The sequence below is a fragment of the Falsibacillus pallidus genome (genome assembly GCF_003350505.1).
In the GTDB taxonomy this organism is placed as follows: Bacteria; Bacillota; Bacilli; order Bacillales; family DSM-25281; genus Falsibacillus; species Falsibacillus pallidus.
This window is the reverse complement of the sequence record NZ_QQAY01000018.1, coordinates 16703-36614: the sequence shown is the minus strand read 5'-3', so window position 1 is coordinate 36614 and position 19912 is coordinate 16703. Positions and strand designations below refer to the sequence as shown.

At 43.8% G+C, this 19912-nt stretch carries 21 protein-coding genes, 2 tRNA genes and 1 pseudogene; 2 read left to right on the top strand and 22 right to left on the bottom strand.

Annotated features, from left to right (window positions below):
* The first annotated feature begins 85 nt into the window (after positions 1 to 85).
* Positions 86 to 162, top strand: a tRNA-Met gene (locus DFR59_RS17595).
* Positions 163 to 173: 11 nt separating this feature from the next.
* Positions 174 to 245: transfer RNA gene (locus DFR59_RS17590), tRNA-Glu, on the top strand.
* A gap of 154 nt (positions 246 to 399) precedes the next feature.
* Here DFR59_RS17590 and DFR59_RS17585 read toward each other — a convergent pair.
* The 22 genes and pseudogenes from DFR59_RS17585 to yabG all read right to left on the bottom strand — a co-directional run bounded on the left by DFR59_RS17585 (position 400) and on the right by yabG (position 19909).
* On the bottom strand, positions 400 to 816 hold the full coding sequence (locus tag DFR59_RS17585; protein ID WP_114746977.1) for a S1 domain-containing RNA-binding protein: 417 nt from the start codon (positions 814 to 816) through the stop codon (positions 400 to 402).
* Positions 817 to 899: 83 nt separating this feature from the next.
* Positions 900 to 1292: an FtsB family cell division protein gene (locus DFR59_RS17580; protein ID WP_114746976.1), complete on the bottom strand. Its 393-nt coding sequence runs from the start codon at positions 1290 to 1292 to the stop codon at positions 900 to 902.
* A gap of 29 nt (positions 1293 to 1321) precedes the next feature.
* Positions 1322 to 1957: a spore cortex biosynthesis protein YabQ gene (yabQ, locus tag DFR59_RS17575; RefSeq protein ID WP_342768324.1), complete on the bottom strand. Its 636-nt coding sequence runs from the start codon at positions 1955 to 1957 to the stop codon at positions 1322 to 1324.
* The gene (gene yabP, locus DFR59_RS17570) at positions 1954 to 2259 is read right to left on the bottom strand and encodes a sporulation protein YabP (protein WP_114746975.1); all 306 of its coding nucleotides are present in this window, start codon (positions 2257 to 2259) and stop codon (positions 1954 to 1956) included. Before yabP ends, yabQ begins: the two co-directional genes overlap by 4 nt.
* Positions 2260 to 2353: 94 nt before the next feature.
* Complete coding sequence (locus tag DFR59_RS17565) at positions 2354 to 2620, bottom strand: RNA-binding S4 domain-containing protein (RefSeq protein ID WP_114746999.1); 267 nt, start codon at positions 2618 to 2620, stop codon at positions 2354 to 2356.
* A gap of 23 nt (positions 2621 to 2643) precedes the next feature.
* Entirely contained in the window at positions 2644 to 4107 is a 1464-nt protein-coding gene (gene yabN, locus DFR59_RS17560; RefSeq protein WP_114746974.1) for a bifunctional methyltransferase/pyrophosphohydrolase YabN, read from the bottom strand.
* A 13-nt stretch (positions 4108 to 4120) separates the two neighbouring features.
* A complete protein-coding gene (locus DFR59_RS17555) occupies positions 4121 to 5734 on the bottom strand; it encodes a putative polysaccharide biosynthesis protein (protein WP_245948524.1) in 1614 nt (537 codons plus the stop codon).
* Between the two features lie 226 nt (positions 5735 to 5960).
* A complete protein-coding gene (gene spoVT / locus DFR59_RS17550; RefSeq protein ID WP_114746972.1) occupies positions 5961 to 6497 on the bottom strand; it encodes a stage V sporulation protein T in 537 nt (178 codons plus the stop codon).
* 259 nt (positions 6498 to 6756) lie between these two features.
* A complete protein-coding gene (gene mfd / locus DFR59_RS17545) occupies positions 6757 to 10296 on the bottom strand; it encodes a transcription-repair coupling factor (RefSeq protein WP_114746998.1) in 3540 nt (1179 codons plus the stop codon).
* 90 nt (positions 10297 to 10386) lie between these two features.
* Complete coding sequence (gene fin / locus DFR59_RS17540; protein ID WP_114746971.1) at positions 10387 to 10617, bottom strand: anti-sigma-F factor Fin; 231 nt, start codon at positions 10615 to 10617, stop codon at positions 10387 to 10389.
* Between the two features lie 112 nt (positions 10618 to 10729).
* Positions 10730 to 11287 carry an aminoacyl-tRNA hydrolase gene (pth, locus tag DFR59_RS17535; protein ID WP_114746970.1) on the bottom strand — a complete coding sequence of 186 codons (558 nt, stop codon included), beginning with the start codon at positions 11285 to 11287 and terminating at the stop codon, positions 10730 to 10732.
* 145 nt (positions 11288 to 11432) lie between these two features.
* Positions 11433 to 12080, bottom strand: coding sequence for a 50S ribosomal protein L25/general stress protein Ctc (locus DFR59_RS17530; protein WP_114746969.1), 648 nt, complete (start codon positions 12078 to 12080; stop codon positions 11433 to 11435).
* 292 nt (positions 12081 to 12372) lie between these two features.
* Positions 12373 to 13329: a ribose-phosphate diphosphokinase gene (locus DFR59_RS17525; RefSeq protein ID WP_114746968.1), complete on the bottom strand. Its 957-nt coding sequence runs from the start codon at positions 13327 to 13329 to the stop codon at positions 12373 to 12375.
* A gap of 13 nt (positions 13330 to 13342) precedes the next feature.
* Positions 13343 to 14722, bottom strand: coding sequence for a bifunctional UDP-N-acetylglucosamine diphosphorylase/glucosamine-1-phosphate N-acetyltransferase GlmU (glmU, locus tag DFR59_RS17520; RefSeq protein WP_114746967.1), 1380 nt, complete (start codon positions 14720 to 14722; stop codon positions 13343 to 13345).
* A gap of 212 nt (positions 14723 to 14934) precedes the next feature.
* Positions 14935 to 15228, bottom strand: a complete 294-nt coding sequence (gene spoVG / locus DFR59_RS17515) for a septation regulator SpoVG (protein ID WP_114746966.1) — start codon at positions 15226 to 15228, stop codon at positions 14935 to 14937.
* A 122-nt stretch (positions 15229 to 15350) separates the two neighbouring features.
* Positions 15351 to 15555 (bottom strand): annotated as a pseudogene (locus DFR59_RS20605) (hypothetical protein).
* 50 nt (positions 15556 to 15605) lie between these two features.
* The gene (locus DFR59_RS17510) at positions 15606 to 15980 is read right to left on the bottom strand and encodes a RidA family protein (RefSeq protein ID WP_114746965.1); all 375 of its coding nucleotides are present in this window, start codon (positions 15978 to 15980) and stop codon (positions 15606 to 15608) included.
* 15 nt (positions 15981 to 15995) lie between these two features.
* Positions 15996 to 16829, bottom strand: coding sequence for a pur operon repressor (purR, locus tag DFR59_RS17505; protein ID WP_114746964.1), 834 nt, complete (start codon positions 16827 to 16829; stop codon positions 15996 to 15998).
* A 68-nt stretch (positions 16830 to 16897) separates the two neighbouring features.
* On the bottom strand, positions 16898 to 17767 hold the full coding sequence (ispE, locus tag DFR59_RS17500; protein ID WP_114746997.1) for a 4-(cytidine 5'-diphospho)-2-C-methyl-D-erythritol kinase: 870 nt from the start codon (positions 17765 to 17767) through the stop codon (positions 16898 to 16900).
* 234 nt (positions 17768 to 18001) lie between these two features.
* Positions 18002 to 18184: a small, acid-soluble spore protein, alpha/beta type gene (locus DFR59_RS17495; protein ID WP_114746963.1), complete on the bottom strand. Its 183-nt coding sequence runs from the start codon at positions 18182 to 18184 to the stop codon at positions 18002 to 18004.
* A gap of 138 nt (positions 18185 to 18322) precedes the next feature.
* Positions 18323 to 18592 carry a biofilm formation stimulator Veg gene (gene veg, locus DFR59_RS17490; RefSeq protein ID WP_114746962.1) on the bottom strand — a complete coding sequence of 90 codons (270 nt, stop codon included), beginning with the start codon at positions 18590 to 18592 and terminating at the stop codon, positions 18323 to 18325.
* Positions 18593 to 19030: 438 nt separating this feature from the next.
* Positions 19031 to 19909 carry a sporulation peptidase YabG gene (gene yabG, locus DFR59_RS17485; protein WP_114746961.1) on the bottom strand — a complete coding sequence of 293 codons (879 nt, stop codon included), beginning with the start codon at positions 19907 to 19909 and terminating at the stop codon, positions 19031 to 19033.
* Positions 19910 to 19912: the final 3 nt, after the last annotated feature.

The window sequence follows — 19912 nt, the reverse complement described above, 5'->3', positions numbered from 1 at the left end:
AACGACAAATTTCTTTTAAAAAATTGTTGACTTCTTTTATCATGGTAGGTATTATAAATCATGTGCTTTTAAACATTTTACTTATGGCGGTGTAGCTCAGCTGGCTAGAGCGTACGGTTCATACCCGTGAGGTCGGGGGTTCGATCCCCTCCGCCGCTACCATATTTTCTTACGGCCCGTTGGTCAAGCGGTTAAGACACCGCCCTTTCACGGCGGTAACACGGGTTCGAATCCCGTACGGGTCATGGCATAAAAGATCAAAGCTTAGAAATCCAAGTGGTTTCAAAGGCTTTGATCTTTTTTTATTGTCTCAAATACCCTTAAAATGAACATAAAAAAAAGCAGTTCTATATAAGAACCGCTTTTTAAACTGACTATTATATGATGATAGACAGCAAGTTAACCTCGTCTAGCACCCCGTCCTCCTCGTTTTGTCTCCGTTTGGCGCTTTAAGGATGACAAACGATCTTCACTGTCTTTTAAGAAACGAGCCATTTTCTGCTCGAAATTTTCTTTTGGACGAAATTCTGATTGTCGGTTGTTATTGCGTGGACGTTGTGGAGAGCGTTCACGTTGAGGCTGATCTTTGGCTTTGCGGATAGATAATCCGATCTTACCATCTTTCTCAACATTGATCACCTTCACTGTCACTTCATCGCCGACTTTAAGATGTTCATTGATATCTTTTACATAATTGTCCGCGACTTCACTGATGTGCACCAAACCTGTTGAGCCTTCCGCAAGTTCCACAAACGCTCCAAAATTAGTGATGCCGGTTACCTTACCCTGTAACTTGCTGCCTACTTCAATCGACATAAAAAAATTGTTCCTCCTTAATAAGTTGAAAAGTCTTTCTTACTTTATATTATATCGGACATGAAAAAAGAGTGTCAATAAGACTACTCTTTATCCTCATCATCTTCTTTTTTATCTGGGATGTTAAAAATAATTTCTCCCTTGTCTGATAAAAAATACTCGCTTCTTGCCAATTTAGCTATATAATCGGGATCGTTCAGCTTGATGATCTCGTCTTTCAGAATAGATTCTTTCCTTTTTAGGTGGGACAAGTTCTGTTCCACTTTAGCCTTTTCAGCCCTCTTCTCTTCCAGTCTTTCCTTTTGGGAGACCAATGAAGACAGCATGAACCAGGTAGTGGCCGCCGCAATCAAAGCAAACACGCTCAGGCGTCGAATTAAAAGCTTTCGCCGTTTGGATGCCGCTTGCGTATTTCTTTCGTGCTGTTTGACATAGGGGTTCTGCATCGAAGTGACTTTTCTTTTTTTTCCGCCCATTCACGCGCCTCCTTTGTTGTATGATCCTGTTATTCCCTCTTTTTCCAGAAAGAAATCTTGTTATTAATGTAATTCTTAACTCTTTTCCATTTTCCTGCTAAATAATTATATAACTTCTCGACGGATTTTTTAATCTTTTTCGGCATAAGTTTCCAAAATATTTTCATCATCCAGAAAATTGGCGCCAAAAAGATCTTTAATAGCCATAATAATATTTTTAACAACGCTTTTACAAGAGTCCAAATACCCTTTAATAAAGTGAAAACAATGGTTGTGAGGGTGAAAAAAATCCAAGTGACCGGCCTGACCAGCATTAATTGGATGGTTTTCACGATCATAAGATAGATTTTGATGGTCATGCGGATGAAGATTTCCAGAAGCTTCAGATAGGCCTTTTTAAACAATGCCTGGTAAGCAGCGAAGCCGCAAAGGATGGCAATGAAAATATAAAATCGGACTTCTCCAAAGTTCACTTTGTATAAAATATAAAATGTGAACAATCCGTACATAACCCAAAATAATACGTCATTAATAAAAACTAGCCATCGCTTCCGTTTATTCCTTTTCAGAAAACGGCTGTAAGTGTCCAGGGCTGCACCAAAAAAGCTTCCCATGGCAATCATGGCAAGCATCGTGCAGAATTGGGTTGTCAGGCTCATCGTCATCGGAACAGCTTGCTAAAGAGCCCTTTAGCTTTCTCCCCATGCTGTTCATCAAGATAAACGAGGTCGAACACCTTCCCTTTGATGGATACAATCCCTTTATCCACATCAAGATTTTTCATCTGCAGATTTTGGCCCCTTACAGATAGAAAACCCATGACAGTCTCCAGAAGAAATTCCTCATTATCAAAGCTTTCAACCTGCTTAACCCCGGTGATGTCGAGCACTTTTCTGCCGCGCATCATGACATCATGCTCTTGGACAGTCACTTTATTAGATGGATTTGCATCATAATAGTTATTCATCTTCATCCCCCACATTTCAATAGTACAGGCTTATTGATATATGTGTATGTGGGGGGCAAAGAGATTAGAACAAGCTCTCCATCAGCATGTCAACCTACAATGATTCACCGATCTTTTCGTCTTTGATGATGGTATACATGTTGGCTGCTTCTTCTTTTTTCGTTGTATCCTGAAGCATTTCTACTTTTGCAGTTACAAGGCGCTGACCGAAGCGGACCACAAGTTCATCCCCTACTTTAACGGTTGAACTGGCCTTGGCTGTTTGGCCATTGATTGTGATTCTTCCTTGATCGGCCACTTCCTTTGCCAATGTCCGGCGTTTGATCAAACGGGAAACTTTTAAAAATTTATCCAGTCTCATTGCCACCATATGAACTTCTCTCCTTATAAACCTTTTTCCTTTGCCTCATTCCACCATTGATCCAGTTCCTCCAATGTGTAATCAGAGAACTTCCGTCCGCTTTTCCTCACTTGTTGTTCGATGTAGGAAAAGCGCTGATAAAACTTCAGGTTTGTGGAAATGAGGGCTTCTTCCGGATGAATCTGATAGAAGCGTGCCACGTTGACGATCGAGAACAATAAATCTCCTAATTCTTTCAACTGGCTTGTTTTATCTCCATTCTCTGCTTCATACTCAAATTCCTGCAGCTCTTCTCTTAATTTTTCCCAGGCTCCGGCTTTTTCTTCCCAATCAAAGCCTTCTTTCGCCGCTTTCTTCTGATACTCATAGGCTGTCAGGATAGCAGGCTGCCCCTTTGGAATAGAATCAAGGATGGACGCATTCGCTTCCTCTCCGGATTTCTCCTCCGCTTTGATGCGGTTCCAGTTGGCAAGAACTTCTTCAGAATTTTCAGCTGAGATGTCTCCAAACACGTGAGGATGTCGCCTCACCATCTTTTCTGATACCCCTTTAAGGACATCTTCAATCGCAAACATGCCTTCATCTTCCCCAATTTGGGCATGCAGAAGGACCTGAAGCAAAACATCTCCTAATTCTTCAATGATATGATCGATATCCTGCTGATCTATCGCCTCTAAAAGTTCATAGCATTCTTCAATCAGATACTTCTTCAAGGATTCATGCGTCTGCTCCTTATCCCAAGGGCAGCCATCCGGTCCCCTGAGTTCTGCAATGATCTGACGGAATGTAGAGAATTCCGCATAGGTCTCTTCAAAAGCAGCCGCAGGTGGAATGTAGACCGTTGTCAAATTATCAAGCGACATATCCCTGTCCAATTCATATAGCTGCACCCATCTGACTTTCTCCGATTGGCTGCCCGCTGCTGTGACGATCGCTGCAGGATGCTCCGCAGGGAACTTTTCCATCAGAGTCAGTTTCACTTCGGATGCGACGAAGGCATCATACACCTGCCCAATCATTAAATGCTGACTCATTTTGATATCATCACGTTTTAATGCAGTCCCATCCAATAGCTGAAACCCTTCGATCGGATCCACTTTGACAGAAGTAAACAATGCGTCGATAAAACTTTGTCCGCCGACCACTTTTACGTCTATCCCTTTTTCCTCAGCTCTTTCTAAAAGGAGCTGCACCGTTCTCTCCGCAACGAGCGGATGGCCGGGAACACCATATATGATGGATTGCCCTATTGATTTTTTGAACAGCTCGTCCGCTATTTCTTCATAAACCTCTTCAAATCCATCATGCTTTTCATACACTTCATCGAAAGATTGGTAGACGAACCCTTCCTGTTCAAGCTGTACGACTGCAGGATGCTCCTTCGTTCTCAGATACACGTTCTCCCCGCTTTTCAACAAACGGTATATGCCAAGCGGAAGCTGTTCGATGTCGCCCGCTCCGAGCCCCACTACTTTTATCTGGTTCACGCTCAATCGACTCCTAACGTTTTTTTCTTAATTTGGTTTGAAGCTTCAACAGTTTGCTGCCAAATGGCAATAAAATGATTTCGTGCGATTGGAATAATTCTCTCCTTGTGATGACAGCAATATAAGCTGCACCGCCTGCTCCGACCCCGACAAGGGAAAGAATGATGGAGGACGCTCTGCCTCCATGAAGCATGAAGCCCATATGTGAGCCGCCCCATAACCAGATTTGGAGGACAATCGTCATGACTAACGCTGCCCATGCTATTTCACCAATGAATTTCATAGACAAGAACGTCTTCCCAAACATGCTTTTTACTTTCAAAAGCAGGAAGACCGCAACAAACATTAAGGAAAACACAGTAGCTGCCGCTGCACCTGCTGCACCCCATATCGGAACAAGGCACAAGTTTCCCATGTACTTCAAAAGTACGCCTGCCACAATATGCTTCATTGGCGCATATGGATGCCCCAGCCCTTGAAGCAGTCCAAGAAGCGTCAATATGATCGATGTAAAAAGGATGGACAAAGAAAATATCTGCAATACACCTGTTCCATCCCTATTTTCAAAAAGCATTTCATTAACCGGCCCCAGGATGTTGATCAACCCGATTGCCGCACCTGTACCAGCAGCAAGGCTGACCTTAAGGGCTGCAGTCATTTTCCCTTCCAGGAATGCTTTTTGACCTTTACGAAAGGCTGTTGTCACAATGGGAACAAGCGCTAACGACAGGGACGTAGACACCACGGTCCCTAATTGTACAAGCGGCTGCCCCCGGTCATAAATCCCTTTTAAGACCTTGGCTTGGTTCATAGGTACCCCTGACTTGACCAGGGAAGAATAAAGACTGAGCGAATCCGCCAATTGAAGGAGGACAAGGAGCATCCCGCTTATGCAGATGGCCATCCCTTGAAAGATCAGGATCCGGGCCCATTTAAACAGGTCTTCCGCTGCCGCGGGGGATCCTTGGAAAATCAGCTTTTCTCTATAAATCGATATAAATAGAATCAGCACCAAGATGGCTGCTGCCCCACCGGTCAATGAACCGGAAAGGGCTCCCTCGCCGGCCTCATAAAGAGAGCGGCCTTGTGCGATGAACGCGTATGACAGCACAAGGATGGTCGCAACCCTCACAAGCTGCTCCGCCACTTGGGAAACGGCTGTTGGCATCATGTTGCCCTTGCCTTGAAAGTAGCCCCTTCCAATCGATAAAAACGGAAGAAGCAAAAAGGAAAACGAAATGAATTTTATCAAAGGAGCCAATCTTTCATCACCCATCCACCCGGCAAGCAGCGACGCGCCAGTGTAGAACACGAGAAAGAATAGGACCCCTATTATCAATAGTGTAAAAAAAGAAACGCGAATCAAATGGTTTATCTTCTTATGGCCGTCAGCAGGATGCTGCTCCTCCGCAATCATCCTGGATAAGATGACCGGAAACCCATAAGTCGACAGTGCAAGGGCAATCCCGTAAATAGGATACACTTGCTGATAAATATAAAAACCGATATCCCCGACAATATTCTGAAACGGGACACGGTAAACGGCACTCAAAATTTTCGTCGCTAACGCTGCAATCGTTAAAATGAACGCCCCTTTAAACAAATCTCTAGAATGATCCTGAGGCAAAAAAACGTCCCATCCTTCCAAAATACAATAATCAAATATCCAATGTATTATAGCATAAAAAGCGGAATGCGCTCGTCAATCGGCGACAAGCATAAGACGGAGCTCGAAGGAAATCCTGATTTCCATAGAGGTACGGCTTATGATCTCGAGCCGATGGCGCCTGCAGCTGGATAGCATAAAAAAAGGACTGCCCTTGGCAGCCCTTTGATGTTGTATTCTTTGATGATTAAGATTCCATTTGTCTTGCTAGAAAGCTTGCTGCTGTTTCAACTGCTTTCTGCTCCACTTCACCAAGCGTACGGTCTTTGGAGAAGATCACCACTCCGCCGATAGGATCGCCGTTCGCTACAATTGGAGCAATCGTATAGGATTGCATTTCCTCTTCATTTCCATCAACCAATGACACTTGTCCTTTTTGAGTGACGAGAACAGAGTTGCGTTCATCGATTGTCTTTTCCAACAGCTCGCTTACGTTTTTGTTCAGGTGCTCTTTTTTCGAACCACCTGCTACAGCGATGACTGTGTCACGGTCGCTGATAAGAACCGGGCTTCCTAAGCTGTCATATAAAGCTTCCGCGTATTCCTTTGCAAAGTCACTCAACTCGCTGATTGGAGAGTATTTCTTAAGAATAACCTCGCCATCGCGGTCGACAAATATTTCTAATGGATCTCCTTCACGGATGCGTAGGGTTCTGCGGATTTCTTTCGGAATTACGACGCGCCCTAAATCATCAATTCGACGAACAATACCAGTTGCCTTCATCTTATGTTGCCTCACTTTCTAATGATGATTGTAATTGTTGGGAATGGACTGCTTCTGAAACAGTCCGTTTCCTTGTTGAGTTTAGTATCTTTAATCTGGGAACTTCTATACACTTTCAGATATTTTTTCTGCTGATTCAAAGTTGTGGAAAAAAAGGTTAAACATTCCATACGAAGAAAGCAGTTGTACTTTGTTTTACCCGCTCAAGGTTCTATTAAAACACAAAAGCCATTACAGATAGGTTACAAAAGGAGTAAAGTTAGTTTACGGATATGGAAGACTTCCTTGCATTTTCCAGATTTTTTACCAAATCATAGAGGATCTTAAACCATTTCTTCATGTCCGTACCCTTTGTCTGCAAGGTGACTTTGAGCCTGTTCCCTTCCATTCCGAGGCCAACCATTCTTCCATATTGATTGGTCATTTCGAACACCTTGGAACCATCAATTTCATTGGTCCCCTGTTCTGACATCAGGATGGTGATTATTCCTTTTAACTGTTTGATCGAATCCAGCTTCATTTGGTTGGCAAATACCTTCATTTCAGCGATGCAAAATAAATAGTCCACCTGTTCAGGATAGTCGCCGAAACGGTCTATAATTTCATCTTTAAGTTCTCTCACTTCGGCAAGAGCAGCCAATGATCTGAAGCGTTTATACATTTCAATCTTTTGATTGCCGTCAGGGATATACGTGTCGGGAAGATAGGCATCGACATCGAGTTCAAGCTCCACAGTTAATGTTTTTGGCTTCTTGTGGATGTCTTCCTTCCTGTCTTCTATCGCTTCCTTCAGCATCTGGGAATACAAATCAAATCCGACGGAATCGATAAATCCGTGCTGGGCTGCTCCCAGCAGATTTCCGGCCCCGCGGATGGTCAAATCACGCATGGCGATTTTGAATCCGGAGCCCAGTTCAGTGAACTCCTTGATGGCTTGAAGCCTTTTCTCCGCTACTTCTGTCAGCACCTTATCCTTTCGATAAGTAAAGTAGGCATAGGCGACGCGATTGGAGCGCCCAACACGTCCGCGGAGCTGATAGAGCTGGGAAAGACCCATGCGGTCGGCATCGAAGACGAGGAGCGTATTGACATTCGGTATATCCACTCCAGTTTCAATGATGGTTGTGGTGACAAGTACATCGAATTCCCCTTCAAGGAATCCAAGTATCACCGACTCCAATTCGTTTTCCGTCATTTGTCCGTGGGCATAGGTAACCCTTGCATCCGGCACAAGCATGGAGATCTCATCCGCTTTCCGTTCGATATCCTCCACACGGTTGTATAGGAAATATACCTGTCCGTTCCTGGCAAGCTCCCGTTCAATCGCTTCCTTTACAAGCGCCCCGTTATACTCCATCACATACGTCTGGACAGGGAAGCGATTTTCAGGCGGCGTTTCTATGACGGATAGATCCCTTACCCCGAGCATGGACATATGGAGAGTCCTTGGAATCGGCGTAGCCGTCAATGTTAAAACATCAATGTTCGTTTTCAGCTGCTTGATTTTTTCTTTATGCGTAACTCCAAAACGCTGTTCTTCATCGATGATCAATAAGCCGAGGTCCCTATACTGCACGTCTTTCGACAATACGCGGTGCGTTCCGACCACTACATCGACCGTTCCATTTTTCAGCCCTTTAAGCGTCTCGGTTTGCTGTTTCTTCGTCCTAAAGCGGCTCATAACCCCAATGTTGATGGGGAAGTCCTGGAATCGTTCTTTCATCGTTTCGTAATGCTGCTGTGCAAGGATGGTCGTCGGCACAAGGAATGCCACCTGCTTCCCATCCATCACGGCTTTAAACACAGCGCGGATGGCTACTTCTGTTTTCCCATAGCCGACATCTCCGCAGAGGAGGCGGTCCATCGGGCGCTCTCTTTCCATATCCCGCTTGATTTCATTAATGGAACGGAGCTGATCTTCTGTTTCCTGATAGGCGAAAGAGGTTTCGAATTCTCTTTGCAGATCTCCGTCAGGGGAAAATGAGTAGCCTTTTGAAGCTTCCCTCTCTGCATATAGCTTGATCAAATCATCTGCAATGTCCTGGACAGAAGACTGCACCTTGCTTTTGACGCGTTTCCACTCAGTGCCGCCCAGTTTATAGAGCTTCGGTTCCTTTCCTTCTGAACCCACGAACTTTTGAACAAGCTCAATCTGTTCGACCGGAACATAAAGCTTGTCGCTGCCCTGGTACTTGATATTCATATAATCCTTGTGGATGCCGTTGATCTCCAGCGTTTCAATCCCAAGGTATTTACCTATCCCATGATTCACATGGACAACATAATCCCCGACTTTCAGCTCGGAATAGCTTTTAATTCGTTCAGCATTCGAGAGCTTTTGGCGCCTAGGAGCTTTTTTGGCTGTTTTTTTATTGAACATCTCTTCTTCTGTAATAACAGCCAGCTTCATCATCGGGATTTCAAAACCGGCATGAAGGCTTCCTTCACTGATTTGAACTTTTTGTGGAAGGATCTTCGAAGAGTCCTCTACAACAGCAGCCTCCACTTCATAATCCGCCAGCACTTGATGCAGCTTTTTCATCCGTTCTGTATTCGGACCGAGAATGACAATCGTGAATTTACCTTTTTTCCACCGGTCAATTTCAGATTTCATCACATTCAACTGGCCATGGAAGTTCTGCATTTGCTTGCAGGTGAAATTAAAGATATTCTGCGGACTTGTATTCGGAATGTGCTTTAAAAATAAGGATAAATACAGTTTGGATAAAGAAGAACGGGCCATGATGGCAGGAAGATTCTGAGATACCTGGAGGCTGTGGACGATTTGTCCTTCTTCCAACAGGGCTGTATACCATTCCGCCTCTTCCTTTTCCAATGAATCATTCATTTCTTGTATCCGGGAGTATTCATCTAGAATGACCAGGCTGTCGCTTGGGAGGTAGTCTAGCAAACTACTAGGCGCTTCGTAGGCAATCGACAGGTATTTAAAGATTTGCTCCGGCATATGGCCGTTCTTTAATTTTTCAAGATCATATCCTATATTTTGTGAAAGCAATGCCTTCGCTTTATCATTTTTTATTTTTTGAAGGCTTTCCTTCAATTTGACTTCCAACCGATCTGCAATCACTGAAAGATGCCCCTGTGTTAATGGAGCTTCCACTGCAGGACCGATGGAAATCTGCTTTAGCTTATCTTTCGAACGTTGATCATCAATAGAAAAAGAACGAATGGAATCAATCTCTGTATCAAATAATTCAACACGGATCGGGTCCGACTCTGTCAGTGGGTAAATGTCCAGGATTCCACCCCGAAGGCTGAACTCGCCGGGGCCGCTGACCATATCGCTGCGGCTATAGCCCATCGTCACCAGCTGTAGAAGGATTTCCTCGAGGTCGATGTCCTTCCCTACTTCAAGTTGGAATTGATACTTTTTCCACTCAGATGGCGGAGGAAGCAGCTTGCGCATACCTGCGACAGGGACAATGAAGATCCCTTTCTTGCCGGACGCCATCGCATTCAGCGTTTCAATCCGCTGTGCCCTTAACTCCGGGCTTGCAATGCTGATTTCTGCAGCAATCAATTCATTGGCAGGATAGATAAACAACTCATCTTCGTCAACCAGATTAGATAAATCATCGTACAGCTTCTGGGCCTGAAGGAGATTATGCGCTGAAACGACAATCGACCTTTTTGACTCATGAAAGATGCCCGCTATCAAGACAGATCTGGAAGAGCCGGAAAGTCCTGCAACCAATTGTTCTCTTAATCCTTCTTCCACACCAGTCAGAATCGATTGAATCTCTTTATTTTGAAAAAATACTGTTCGTAAACCTTCCATATTCATGTCTAGCCCCTCCCCTCTGCTGGTATCACTATATGTTCTACCGAAACAGAAAAACGCTTTGGGGGATGAAACCCAAAGCTTGTTCTAATGGATTAAATAGTCGAATTCATGGAGTGCAGGACTGCGGTCAAGCGCTTCCTGGCAATCCTCGCAAATGGATGTAATCTGAATGTCTCCATTTGATTCATAAGAGACCATCTCCTGTCTCTCTTGATCTGATAATTTATGCAGCCCAAGCTGTTCGGTATGGACCGAAAACTTGTCCAGGCTGCCGATTTGTGTGCCGCAGTGCCGGCAAAGATAATGGATGGCCATCTGGCAGTCTCCTTATCGCGTTTTCTTTTTAGTATGAACGCGATAAATGAGAGATATTCATCCATTGGAAAAGTTTATCAAGAAACGTATCAACAATCTTTACGAAAACAGCCTAATTAAATTGATTCATAACCTCTAAGAAAGGTTTTTTCAGCCATGTTTCACAAGCATCTGCACATGTACTGATGACCGGCTGCATCGAAGACCACTCATCAGGCGAAAATCTTGCCAGTACATAATCCGGGACGCTCATTCCGTTTTTCGGACGGTCGATCCCTACACGGATCCTGTTGAATTCCTGGCTGCCGGTATGGGCAATGGTCGACTTTATACCATTGTGGCCGCCGGCACTTCCCTTTTGGCGCAGCCTGATCTTTCCGACAGGCAAATCAAGGTCATCATAAATCACAAGAAGATCCTTTTGGGAAATATCATAAAAATTCATGATGGCTCCAATGCTCTCCCCTGATAAATTCATATATGTCATTGGTTTTAAAAGTATGAATTTTTCCCCGTTATAATGAACGATTGAATATAAACCATTGAATTTTGCTTGGTTCAATGGCGCCTGGAATCTTTTCTCCAGTTCATCTATAATTTCAAATCCAATATTATGCCGCGTTTTATCAAAACGCGGACCTGGATTTCCTAACCCGACAATTAATTTCAATGGATACACCTCTACTTAAACATTAACTATATTATCGGCTTTTATGATTTTATAATCAACTTATTATATCCGTTTATCCTTATTATATAAAACAGGCGCAGCCATTGAAAGGCTGCGCCTAGTTCTATTCCATAAGGATATATGGTTATTCTTTTTCACTCTCTTCTGAAGCCTCTGTTTCACGGCCTTCTTCGTTCTCAGGTACACCAGACTCCTGCTGCTCGCCTGTGCTGATCTCTTCCTCTTGTCTTGGAGCCAGGATGGAAGCGACAGTTTCATCATCTTCATGGTTGATGGTAACTGAATAATTTCCTTTAACATCCCCAATGGTCACCACTTCACCCACTTGAAGCTCAGACACATCTACTTGAATGGATTCAGGAATGTCGTTTGGCTTAGCTGTTATAGAGACCTCATAAAGCGGCTGCTGGAGGACTCCTCCATCTTTTACGCCGGCCGCCGTGCCCGTAAGTTCGACACGTACATCTGCATCAATCTCTGCTGAAAGATCGACAACAAGAAAGTCTGCGTGAAGAATTTCATTTTTAATTGTATCTGCTTGATATTCGTTAAGAATGACGTTTTGTGTATTTCCATCGTATTTTAATGAGATGACGCCATTGCGTCCTGTTTCACGAATCGTTTTGATAAAATCTGCTTCACTTACAAAAATGGTTTCATTGTCCGCTTTATTTCCATATACAACTGCCGGAAAGTTTCCTTCCATGCGAAGTTTTCGTAAATCAGAGCGTTTTCCTTTTTCTCTTGTTTTTGCTTCTAAAACTGTAGCCATTAAAAAGTCACCTTCCTAAACATAATTAAAATAGCATCTATATAAACAATTCCCTAAAAGGGGATGGTCTAAACATAGATTATTTTTTGTCTGGAACAGGATATAGGCGAATACCTTGCATACCAGCGAGCAGGCAAAGCAAAAGGGCCCCTGTACGGGAGCCCTTTTATTTCAATTATTAAGACTGTTTACGTATAAATTGTTGTTAAAATCTTAATGCCGATTTTAACGTAAAATCATCTGTTTGGCACGTTGCAATATAGTATCCAGGCTCTTTTGAAAAGAGCCAATATCAATCAAACAATGTGCTGACAGACTGTCTTTCGTGTACGCGGATGATCGCTTCACCGATTAATGGTGCAACGGAGCGCTCCACGATTTTTCCTGTCTTCTTTTCTTCTGCTAGAGCAATGGAGTTTGTAACAACAAGTTCTTTGATGGAAGAATTCTGAATGCGTTCCATCGCAGGCCCTGAAAGAACCGGATGTGTACAGCATGCATAGACTTCCTTCGCTCCATTTTCCACCAATGCATTGGCAGCAAGCGTGATCGTACCCGCTGTATCAATGATGTCATCAATCAAAATGGCAATCTTTCCTTCAATATTTCCGACAATGTTCATGACTTCAGCTACATTCGGCTTTGGACGGCGCTTATCGATAATCGCAATCGGCGCTTTAAGGCGCTCTGCCATTTTACGTGCGCGCGTTACGCCGCCATGGTCTGGAGAAACAATGACAAGGTCATCTGAAAAGTTTTTCTTTTGGAAGTACTCAGCCAAGATCGGCACGCCCATCAAATGGTCAATCGGGATATCAAAGAATCCTTGGATTTGCGGTGCATGGAGGTCAAGTGTAATTACACGGGTTGCACCAGCTGTTTCCAATAGGTTCGCAACTAATTTAGCTGTGATCGGTTCGCGTGCACGTGCTTTACGGTCTTGTCGTGCATACCCATAGTAAGGGATGACGATGTTGATTGTGCTCGCAGAAGCCCGTTTAAGGGCATCAACCATAATAAGCAGTTCCATCAAGCTTTCATTAACAGGGCTGCTTGTAGATTGGATGACATAAACGTCGCAGCCGCGGATGCTTTCTTCAATATTGATTTGAATCTCACCGTCGCTGAAACGGGTAACTGAACATTTTCCAAGATTGACGCCGACGACGTCAGCAATTTCTTCCGCAAGGGCCTTATTAGAATTTAATGAAAATATCTTCAGATTTGGATCACGATATTGATTGGACATGGTGGACCTCCATTTATTTATTCATGTTTAGTTTTGAGACATAATCTTCTTTATTGACCTGTCGTGCTCTGGCAATGGACAATGCTTCACCAGGCACGTCCTCCGTAATGGTGGAACCTGCTGCAATATAGGCTCCCTTTCCGATGTTGACAGGTGCGACAAGGTTTGAATTGCAGCCTACAAAAACACCGTCTTCAATCTTTGTCAGGAACTTGTTTTTTCCATCATAATTGACCGTGATGGATCCACAGCCAAGGTTTACATCGCTGCCTACTTCTGCATCTCCGATATAGCTCAAGTGTGAGGCTTTGCTTCCTTTGCCAAATGTGGATTTCTTGATCTCCACAAAGTTCCCGATCTTCACTTCGTCGTGAATGGAAGACTGCGGGCGGATATGGGCAAACGGGCCGATGTTGACATCTGAACCGATGGAGCTGTCTGCTGCGACGGATTGGCGGATTACTGTGCCATTCCCAATCGTACAGTTTTCAATCTCCGAGTTCGGACCGATTTTACAATCCTCACCGATGACTGTGCCGCTCTTGAGGACCGTTCCAGGGTAAAGGACTGTATCCCTGCCGATTTCAACATCTGCTGCAATGTACGTATTGGCAGGATCGATGATGGTTACGCCGCCTCGCATATGTTCTTCATTGATGCGTTTCTTCATGAAGTTTTCGGCTTCTGAAAGGGCAACCCGATCGTTTACACCAAGTGTTTCTGCAAATTCATCCGTTGAATACGCAGAAACGATCTCACCTTGGTCTTTAAGGATCTCAACCACATCAGGCAGGTAGTATTCGCCTTGGGAATTTTCGTTCGATACATTTTTAAGTGCATTGAATAGGTACTGATTATCAAAGCAGTACGTTCCTGTGTTGATTTCTTTCACGTTTCTTTCTTCTTCGGAGGCATCTTTATGCTCAACGATTTTTTCGACTAGGCCCTCTCCATTTCGGATGATGCGTCCATATCCAGTTGGATTTTCTGCATAGGCAGTCAGGATCGTTGCTTTTGCCCCCAGCTCTTCGTGATGCTTGATCAACGCTTCCATCGTGCTTGCTTTGATCAACGGAGTATCACCGCAGACGACAAGTGTTACACCTTCCTTGTCCCCTAAAACGGATTCCGCCTGCATGACAGCATGAGCCGTTCCGAGCTGTTCTTCCTGAAGGGCAAATTCACTCTTCCCATCAAGCTGGGACTGCACTAATTCAGCACCGTGCCCCACAATCGTGACGATTTTATCGATATCAAGTTTTGAAATTTGATCCACTACATGTTCTACCATTGGTTTGCCGCATACTGGGTGAAGAACCTTGTATAGCTTGGATTTCATCCGGGTTCCTTGTCCAGCAGCTAATATTACGGAGAATCTATTGGAATTTGTCATATATGATAAGTCCTCCACTAATCCTTTTTATCCATATTGAATATATCTTAAATACTTAATATTTTCAAGGAATCCTGTAAAAGTACAAGATTTTGTCAGAGAATCGGCTAAAGTCCATTTTGGAGTTTTATCGGAAGAAAACGAGGCAAGCAGGAGAAATGCACAAAAAAAGAGCCTTACATTGAAGTAGGCTCTTGCTGTTAAATACTCTATTAGGATGCACCGGCTTCTTCTAATTCCATTTCTTCGGCTTCCCCTAAACGGTGATACTCCGTCAATACAGCTTCTTGAATCTTTCCGCGTGTACCGGAATTGATTGGATGTGCGATATCGCGAAACTCGCCGTCTGGCGTACGTTTACTAGGCATCGCAACGAATAGGCCATTGTTCCCATCAATTACACGAATATCGTGAACAACGAACTCGTTATCCAAAGTAATAGATGCAATCGCTCTCATTCTTCCGTCTGTATTGACTCTGCGTAATCTTACGTCTGTAACTTCCATTCTGTTCACCACCTTTTCCCTAGTTGAATCTAGTTAATGTATTCAACAGAATTTCTCATAATCCTTCTACAATTGTAAAATTTTTTAAAAAATATAAATAATCAATCTATCTGACAGTTTTCTCATTCTTTGCACTGACCTATGAAAAAAGACTCACGCATAGCGTGAGCCTCAATTTGAATTTTTCGCCATTTTAACACCGCTGTTGATTTCCGTTCAAGACTTCGCTTTCCGAGGGCGGCGGCAAGCCTCCTCGTCGCTCTGCTCCTGCGGGGTCTTGCCTACCCCGCTTTTCCCACCGGAGTCTTCGTCTTGCACTCCAATCAACAGCTGGAGTTCAGCTAAAATCATTAGTGTACTTTTTCAGAGAAAACTTCTTATTTTACTAGAGCAATGACTTCTATTTCGATTTGGGCATCTTTTGGGAGGCGTGCGACTTCTACACAGGAGCGCGCCGGTTTGTGCGTGCTGAAGTATTGCCCGTATATTTCATTGATCGCAGCAAAATCATTCATATCCTTAATGAATACTGTAGCTTTTACCACGGTTTCAAAGGAAGCACCTGCTTCTTTCAGCACCGCTTCAAGGTTCTTGAATACTTGATGCGTCTGTTCTTCAATTCCGCCTTCAATCATTGTTCCTTCTGCTGTCAAAGGAATCTGGCCGGAACTGTAAAATAAATTATTTACGACCACACCTTGAGAGTAAGGACCGATGGCTGCCGGGGCAGCATCTGTAGAAATCATTCTCATTTCACTCATACCACCTTATAAAAATGGAATTTCGGAAGAGAAGTAGTTTCCTTCAACCACTTTGACGCTCTTCCCTTTTACGTCAACATCTTTTAGCTTTACCAATGAAACGTACTCATCGACGAGGCGCTCTTCGGCATTTTCCGATTCGACCAGTACACCGATGCCCGCAAGCTGGGCATTGAATTCTTCTAAAAGGCTGATCATTCCGTTGACCGTTCCGCCAGCCTTCATAAAGTCATCGATGATCAGCACTTTAGAGCCTTGTTTGATACTTCTTTTTGACAGCACCATTGTCTGAATCCTTTTGGAAGAGCCAGATACATAATTGATGCTGACAGTCGAACCTTCTGTCACCCGGCTGTCCCTGCGGACGATGACAACAGGAACATTCAAATAATTCGCTGCTGCATGGGCAATTGGGATTCCCTTTGTTGCCACTGTCATGATCAAGTCGATTTCTTTCTCCGCAAACGCAGAAGCAAGAAGTTTTCCTACCTTATTCACTACTTTAGGATCGCCAAGCAAATCCGTCATATAAAGATAGCCTCCAGGGAGCAGGCGGTCAGAGCTTTCCATCAAGCTGCACAAATCGGAAATCATATGTTTGGCGCTTTCCCTGTCCACTTTGGAAATGAATTTCACACCGCCCGCTGCACCAGGAACCGTCTGCAGTGTACCGATTCCCCGCTGTTCGAATGTTTCTTTGATGATGCCAAGGTCTTCGCTAATTGAAGATTTCGCAGAACCGTACCTTTCTGAAAAAAAAGTTAAAGACAGCAGTTCATGCGGATGTTCAACTAGAAAATGGGTCATATCTATTAACCGTTCACTTCGACGGAATTTCATGCTATATCCTCCTGTTTACAGATTAAAATCCGAATATTTTAATGATAATATACCATTAATGTACGGATTTAATCAAGAGGAAGTCGTTCTCCAAGCATTCTGACAGCAAAGACCTGGTCACAGAACCCACGAAGTCCGTTGTAGATCCTCTGTAAACGGGAATCATGGTGGACAAGGCCGAATACAGTGGGGCCGCTGCCGCTCATCAGAACAGCATCTGCTCCAAAGCGAACCATTTGGTCTTTAATATGAGCGACCTCTGGATGCATTTTGAGCGTCACGCTTTCGAGAACATTGCCAAGTTCGCCGCAAACCTCTTTATAGCTTCTATTCCTAAGGCCATCCATCATCGCCTGTGTATCAGGATGGCTGACATTGGAAAGGTTTAAATTGCGGTAGACATCTGCTGTCGAAACGCCAATGGAGGGCTTCGCTAGAATGACCCAGCAATTAGGCGGTGCCGGCAAGTGGGTGATCTTTTCCCCTCTTCCTTTTGCAAGAGCTGTACCCCCGTACACGCAAAATGATACGTCCGAGCCGATCTCAGATCCGATCTCTGCCAGTTGATCTATAGACAATCCAAGACCCCACAGTTTATTCAACCCCCGAAGAGTTGCAGCGGCATCGCTGCTCCCTCCTGCAAGCCCTGCGGCAACCGGTATGGTTTTATCAATGGAAATGGATACGCCCGTATGTACATCAAATCTGTCTTTTAGCAGCTTTGCCGCTTGATAAGCCAAATTCCGCTGATCATCCGGAACAAACCGATTTTGGGATTCAATCATGATCTGATTGCCTTTGATTTCTGACAGCTCAATTCGATCTGCTAAATCAATTGTGGTCATAACCATCTCCACTTCATGAAAGCCGTCCGGTCTTTTATGCAGCACATCAAGCGAAAGGTTGATTTTCGCCGGTGCTTTCACAAGAACCTTCAATTTCTTCACCTACTTATTCCTAAAACGAAATATTTTGTCCTATTTTATCATAAAGAATCCAATTAGGTTATATTTTCAAAAGTATTATCAATTTTTTTCAAAATAAGACTACTCAAGAATAAAAACCCGGCCGCATAGGAACAGGAATACCATTCCATACGAGCCGGGTCTGCAGCGTGGGTATGTTTTCCTTCATGACCTTTAATCAGTAGACTGGAAACAGTTTCAAAACTCCTAGGAGCGTCTTTGATCCGCCAGACTCTGCTGAGCCAGTTCAACCGCCCTTTTTACCATGTTCCCTGCATCGCTGGATTTGATGCCGCCCCATCCCTCTTTTTGGACTACATCATAAAATCCCAGGTCCTTCGCCAATTCTTCTTTAAATCGGTCTGACATGATGCCTCTTCTTCTGCCCATCTGATTACCCCCTTTGCACGCTTGCACTATTAGTATGTGCAAAGGATGGGACACCACTTTTATGTATTTTATCCTTCCTATCCAAGAGGGAGGAAAGAAAGGAAAAAAAGACAAAATAAAAAGCAGCAAACAAATTGTCTACTGCTGCCCAAGAACCAAGTTTCCTGCTGTATCTTCATAGAATGTTAATTCAACCGTCTCAGTGAGTACATCTGCATAGCTGTAGGATACACGTTCAAATGAATTTTCATCTTGATCCAATTCAATGATAAAAACGGATGGATATGTTTCTGCAAGGACGCCGGATCGTTCGATTGTTTTCCGTCTGCCCCCGTTTGCTTTCAGCATAAGCCGTTTCCCTAAATTGGAGTCGAGCGCTTTCTTAATGTCCGCTAATGTTTTTGGCATTTCGCTTCCACCTCACTATGTTCAAATTTTAACACACTATGTTGAGATAGTCAAGCAAATTTATTATTTTAACAATCAAAGCATTCTCTTGTCAACATCTTTCATTCAACATTTTTATGCTTTTTTCAACATTTATAGCATCCCCCTAACAGTTGGAAATTATGTAAGATAATATTTAGACCTGTAAAACAGGCTGTATGCAGGAAATATTTTTCGACAAACAAGAAAAGCGGAAGCGCCCCGGAAGCCCCGACCAGCATAAGACGGAACTCGAAGGAAATCCTGATTTCCGTAGAGGGCGGCTTATGACTCGAGGGGCTGGGCGCTGGAGCTGGATCAGGAAAAGCGGAGCCGGCTGTTAAGAGGCGCAGAGACTGGAGCGCATCTAGGCACAGACACAGAAAAAGCCGCAATGATCATTCATTAACGGCTTTATGCTTATTCTTCAGTTAGCGGCTTGTATGGCATACCGGTGCGCAGTACGCCTTTTGTTTCTATTCCCCCAAGCCCTTTTTCGCCTGTAAGGGTATTCCGTATGACATCCAATACGTTGATTCGCTCCATAAAAGGAGTGAAACTAATTTTCCCAACAATGTAAACTGGATCAAGGGCATGGATATTCACTCTCAATGGAGAACTTGCAAAATTGGCCCCTTCATATATCAAAGACTCAAAATGAGATTGGCAGGCACCTGCGAATATGACTAATTGATCTAAGTGGGGAACCTTTTTTCTTGCTTCCCTTACCGTTTTAGCAAAATATTTTGAGTGCCGATATGCATTGATATCCGATTTTTTCCCTTTTGCCTTGGAATATGCATCATGGCCTGTAATCACTAAAATATCCGGACGATACTTCTCTATCAAGGCCCCGACCCGGTGATGCATTTCCGTTTCACTGCAGTGGACTCCATAAACGGGCACACCGATCTTTTCGTAAAGCGCCATGCATTTTTGCAAATACGCCGGATCCCCGTCTAAATGAAGCACACGCCCCGGCACCTGAAAATAATTGAAATCATTGCGGTAGCCATTCGTTGACGTATACTCATTCCGGTTACGCGTCAAATCGATATCCTGTTGAAAAAGCTCAAATGACTGCTCTTCCAATGAACGAAATTCCCTAGAAATCTTCGACTGCTCATACGGATCTATTTCAACCAGATCATCAAAGTCTGCATCTGCGATCAGACGGTAGTCTTCCCCATAAAGAACCGCTGTCTTTTTCCCGTTCACTTCCTTGACATCAATGATCCGGAATAGCACATCACATTGATAGGAGACCCTGCCTACAATTGAATTTAGTTGAATACTCACGGT

What these genes read in the sequence shown, in the direction of transcription:
- yabP (WP_114746975.1), bottom strand. Translation starts at nt 2,259, where the DNA reads ATGAATAACTATTATGATGCAAATCCATCTAATAAAGTGACTGTCCAA.
- yabQ (WP_342768324.1), bottom strand. Translation starts at nt 1,957, where the DNA reads ATGACGATGAGCCTGACAACCCAATTCTGCACGATGCTTGCCATGATT.
- DFR59_RS17510 (WP_114746965.1), bottom strand. Translation starts at nt 15,980, where the DNA reads ATGAGAATGATTTCTACAGATGCTGCCCCGGCAGCCATCGGTCCTTAC.
- spoVT (WP_114746972.1), bottom strand. Translation starts at nt 6,497, where the DNA reads ATGAAGGCAACTGGTATTGTTCGTCGAATTGATGATTTAGGGCGCGTC.
- mfd (WP_114746998.1), bottom strand. Translation starts at nt 10,296, where the DNA reads ATGGAAGGTTTACGAACAGTATTTTTTCAAAATAAAGAGATTCAATCG.
- DFR59_RS17585 (WP_114746977.1), bottom strand. Translation starts at nt 816, where the DNA reads ATGTCGATTGAAGTAGGCAGCAAGTTACAGGGTAAGGTAACCGGCATC.
- spoVG (WP_114746966.1), bottom strand. Translation starts at nt 15,228, where the DNA reads ATGGAAGTTACAGACGTAAGATTACGCAGAGTCAATACAGACGGAAGA.
- fin (WP_114746971.1), bottom strand. Translation starts at nt 10,617, where the DNA reads ATGGCCATCCATTATCTTTGCCGGCACTGCGGCACACAAATCGGCAGC.
- DFR59_RS17530 (WP_114746969.1), bottom strand. Translation starts at nt 12,080, where the DNA reads ATGGCTACAGTTTTAGAAGCAAAAACAAGAGAAAAAGGAAAACGCTCT.
- DFR59_RS17565 (WP_114746999.1), bottom strand. Translation starts at nt 2,620, where the DNA reads ATGAGACTGGATAAATTTTTAAAAGTTTCCCGTTTGATCAAACGCCGG.
- DFR59_RS17580 (WP_114746976.1), bottom strand. Translation starts at nt 1,292, where the DNA reads ATGGGCGGAAAAAAAAGAAAAGTCACTTCGATGCAGAACCCCTATGTC.
- veg (WP_114746962.1), bottom strand. Translation starts at nt 18,592, where the DNA reads ATGCCAAAAACATTAGCGGACATTAAGAAAGCGCTCGACTCCAATTTA.
- DFR59_RS17525 (WP_114746968.1), bottom strand. Translation starts at nt 13,329, where the DNA reads ATGTCCAATCAATATCGTGATCCAAATCTGAAGATATTTTCATTAAAT.
- glmU (WP_114746967.1), bottom strand. Translation starts at nt 14,722, where the DNA reads ATGACAAATTCCAATAGATTCTCCGTAATATTAGCTGCTGGACAAGGA.
- purR (WP_114746964.1), bottom strand. Translation starts at nt 16,829, where the DNA reads ATGAAATTCCGTCGAAGTGAACGGTTAATAGATATGACCCATTTTCTA.
- DFR59_RS17495 (WP_114746963.1), bottom strand. Translation starts at nt 18,184, where the DNA reads ATGGGCAGAAGAAGAGGCATCATGTCAGACCGATTTAAAGAAGAATTG.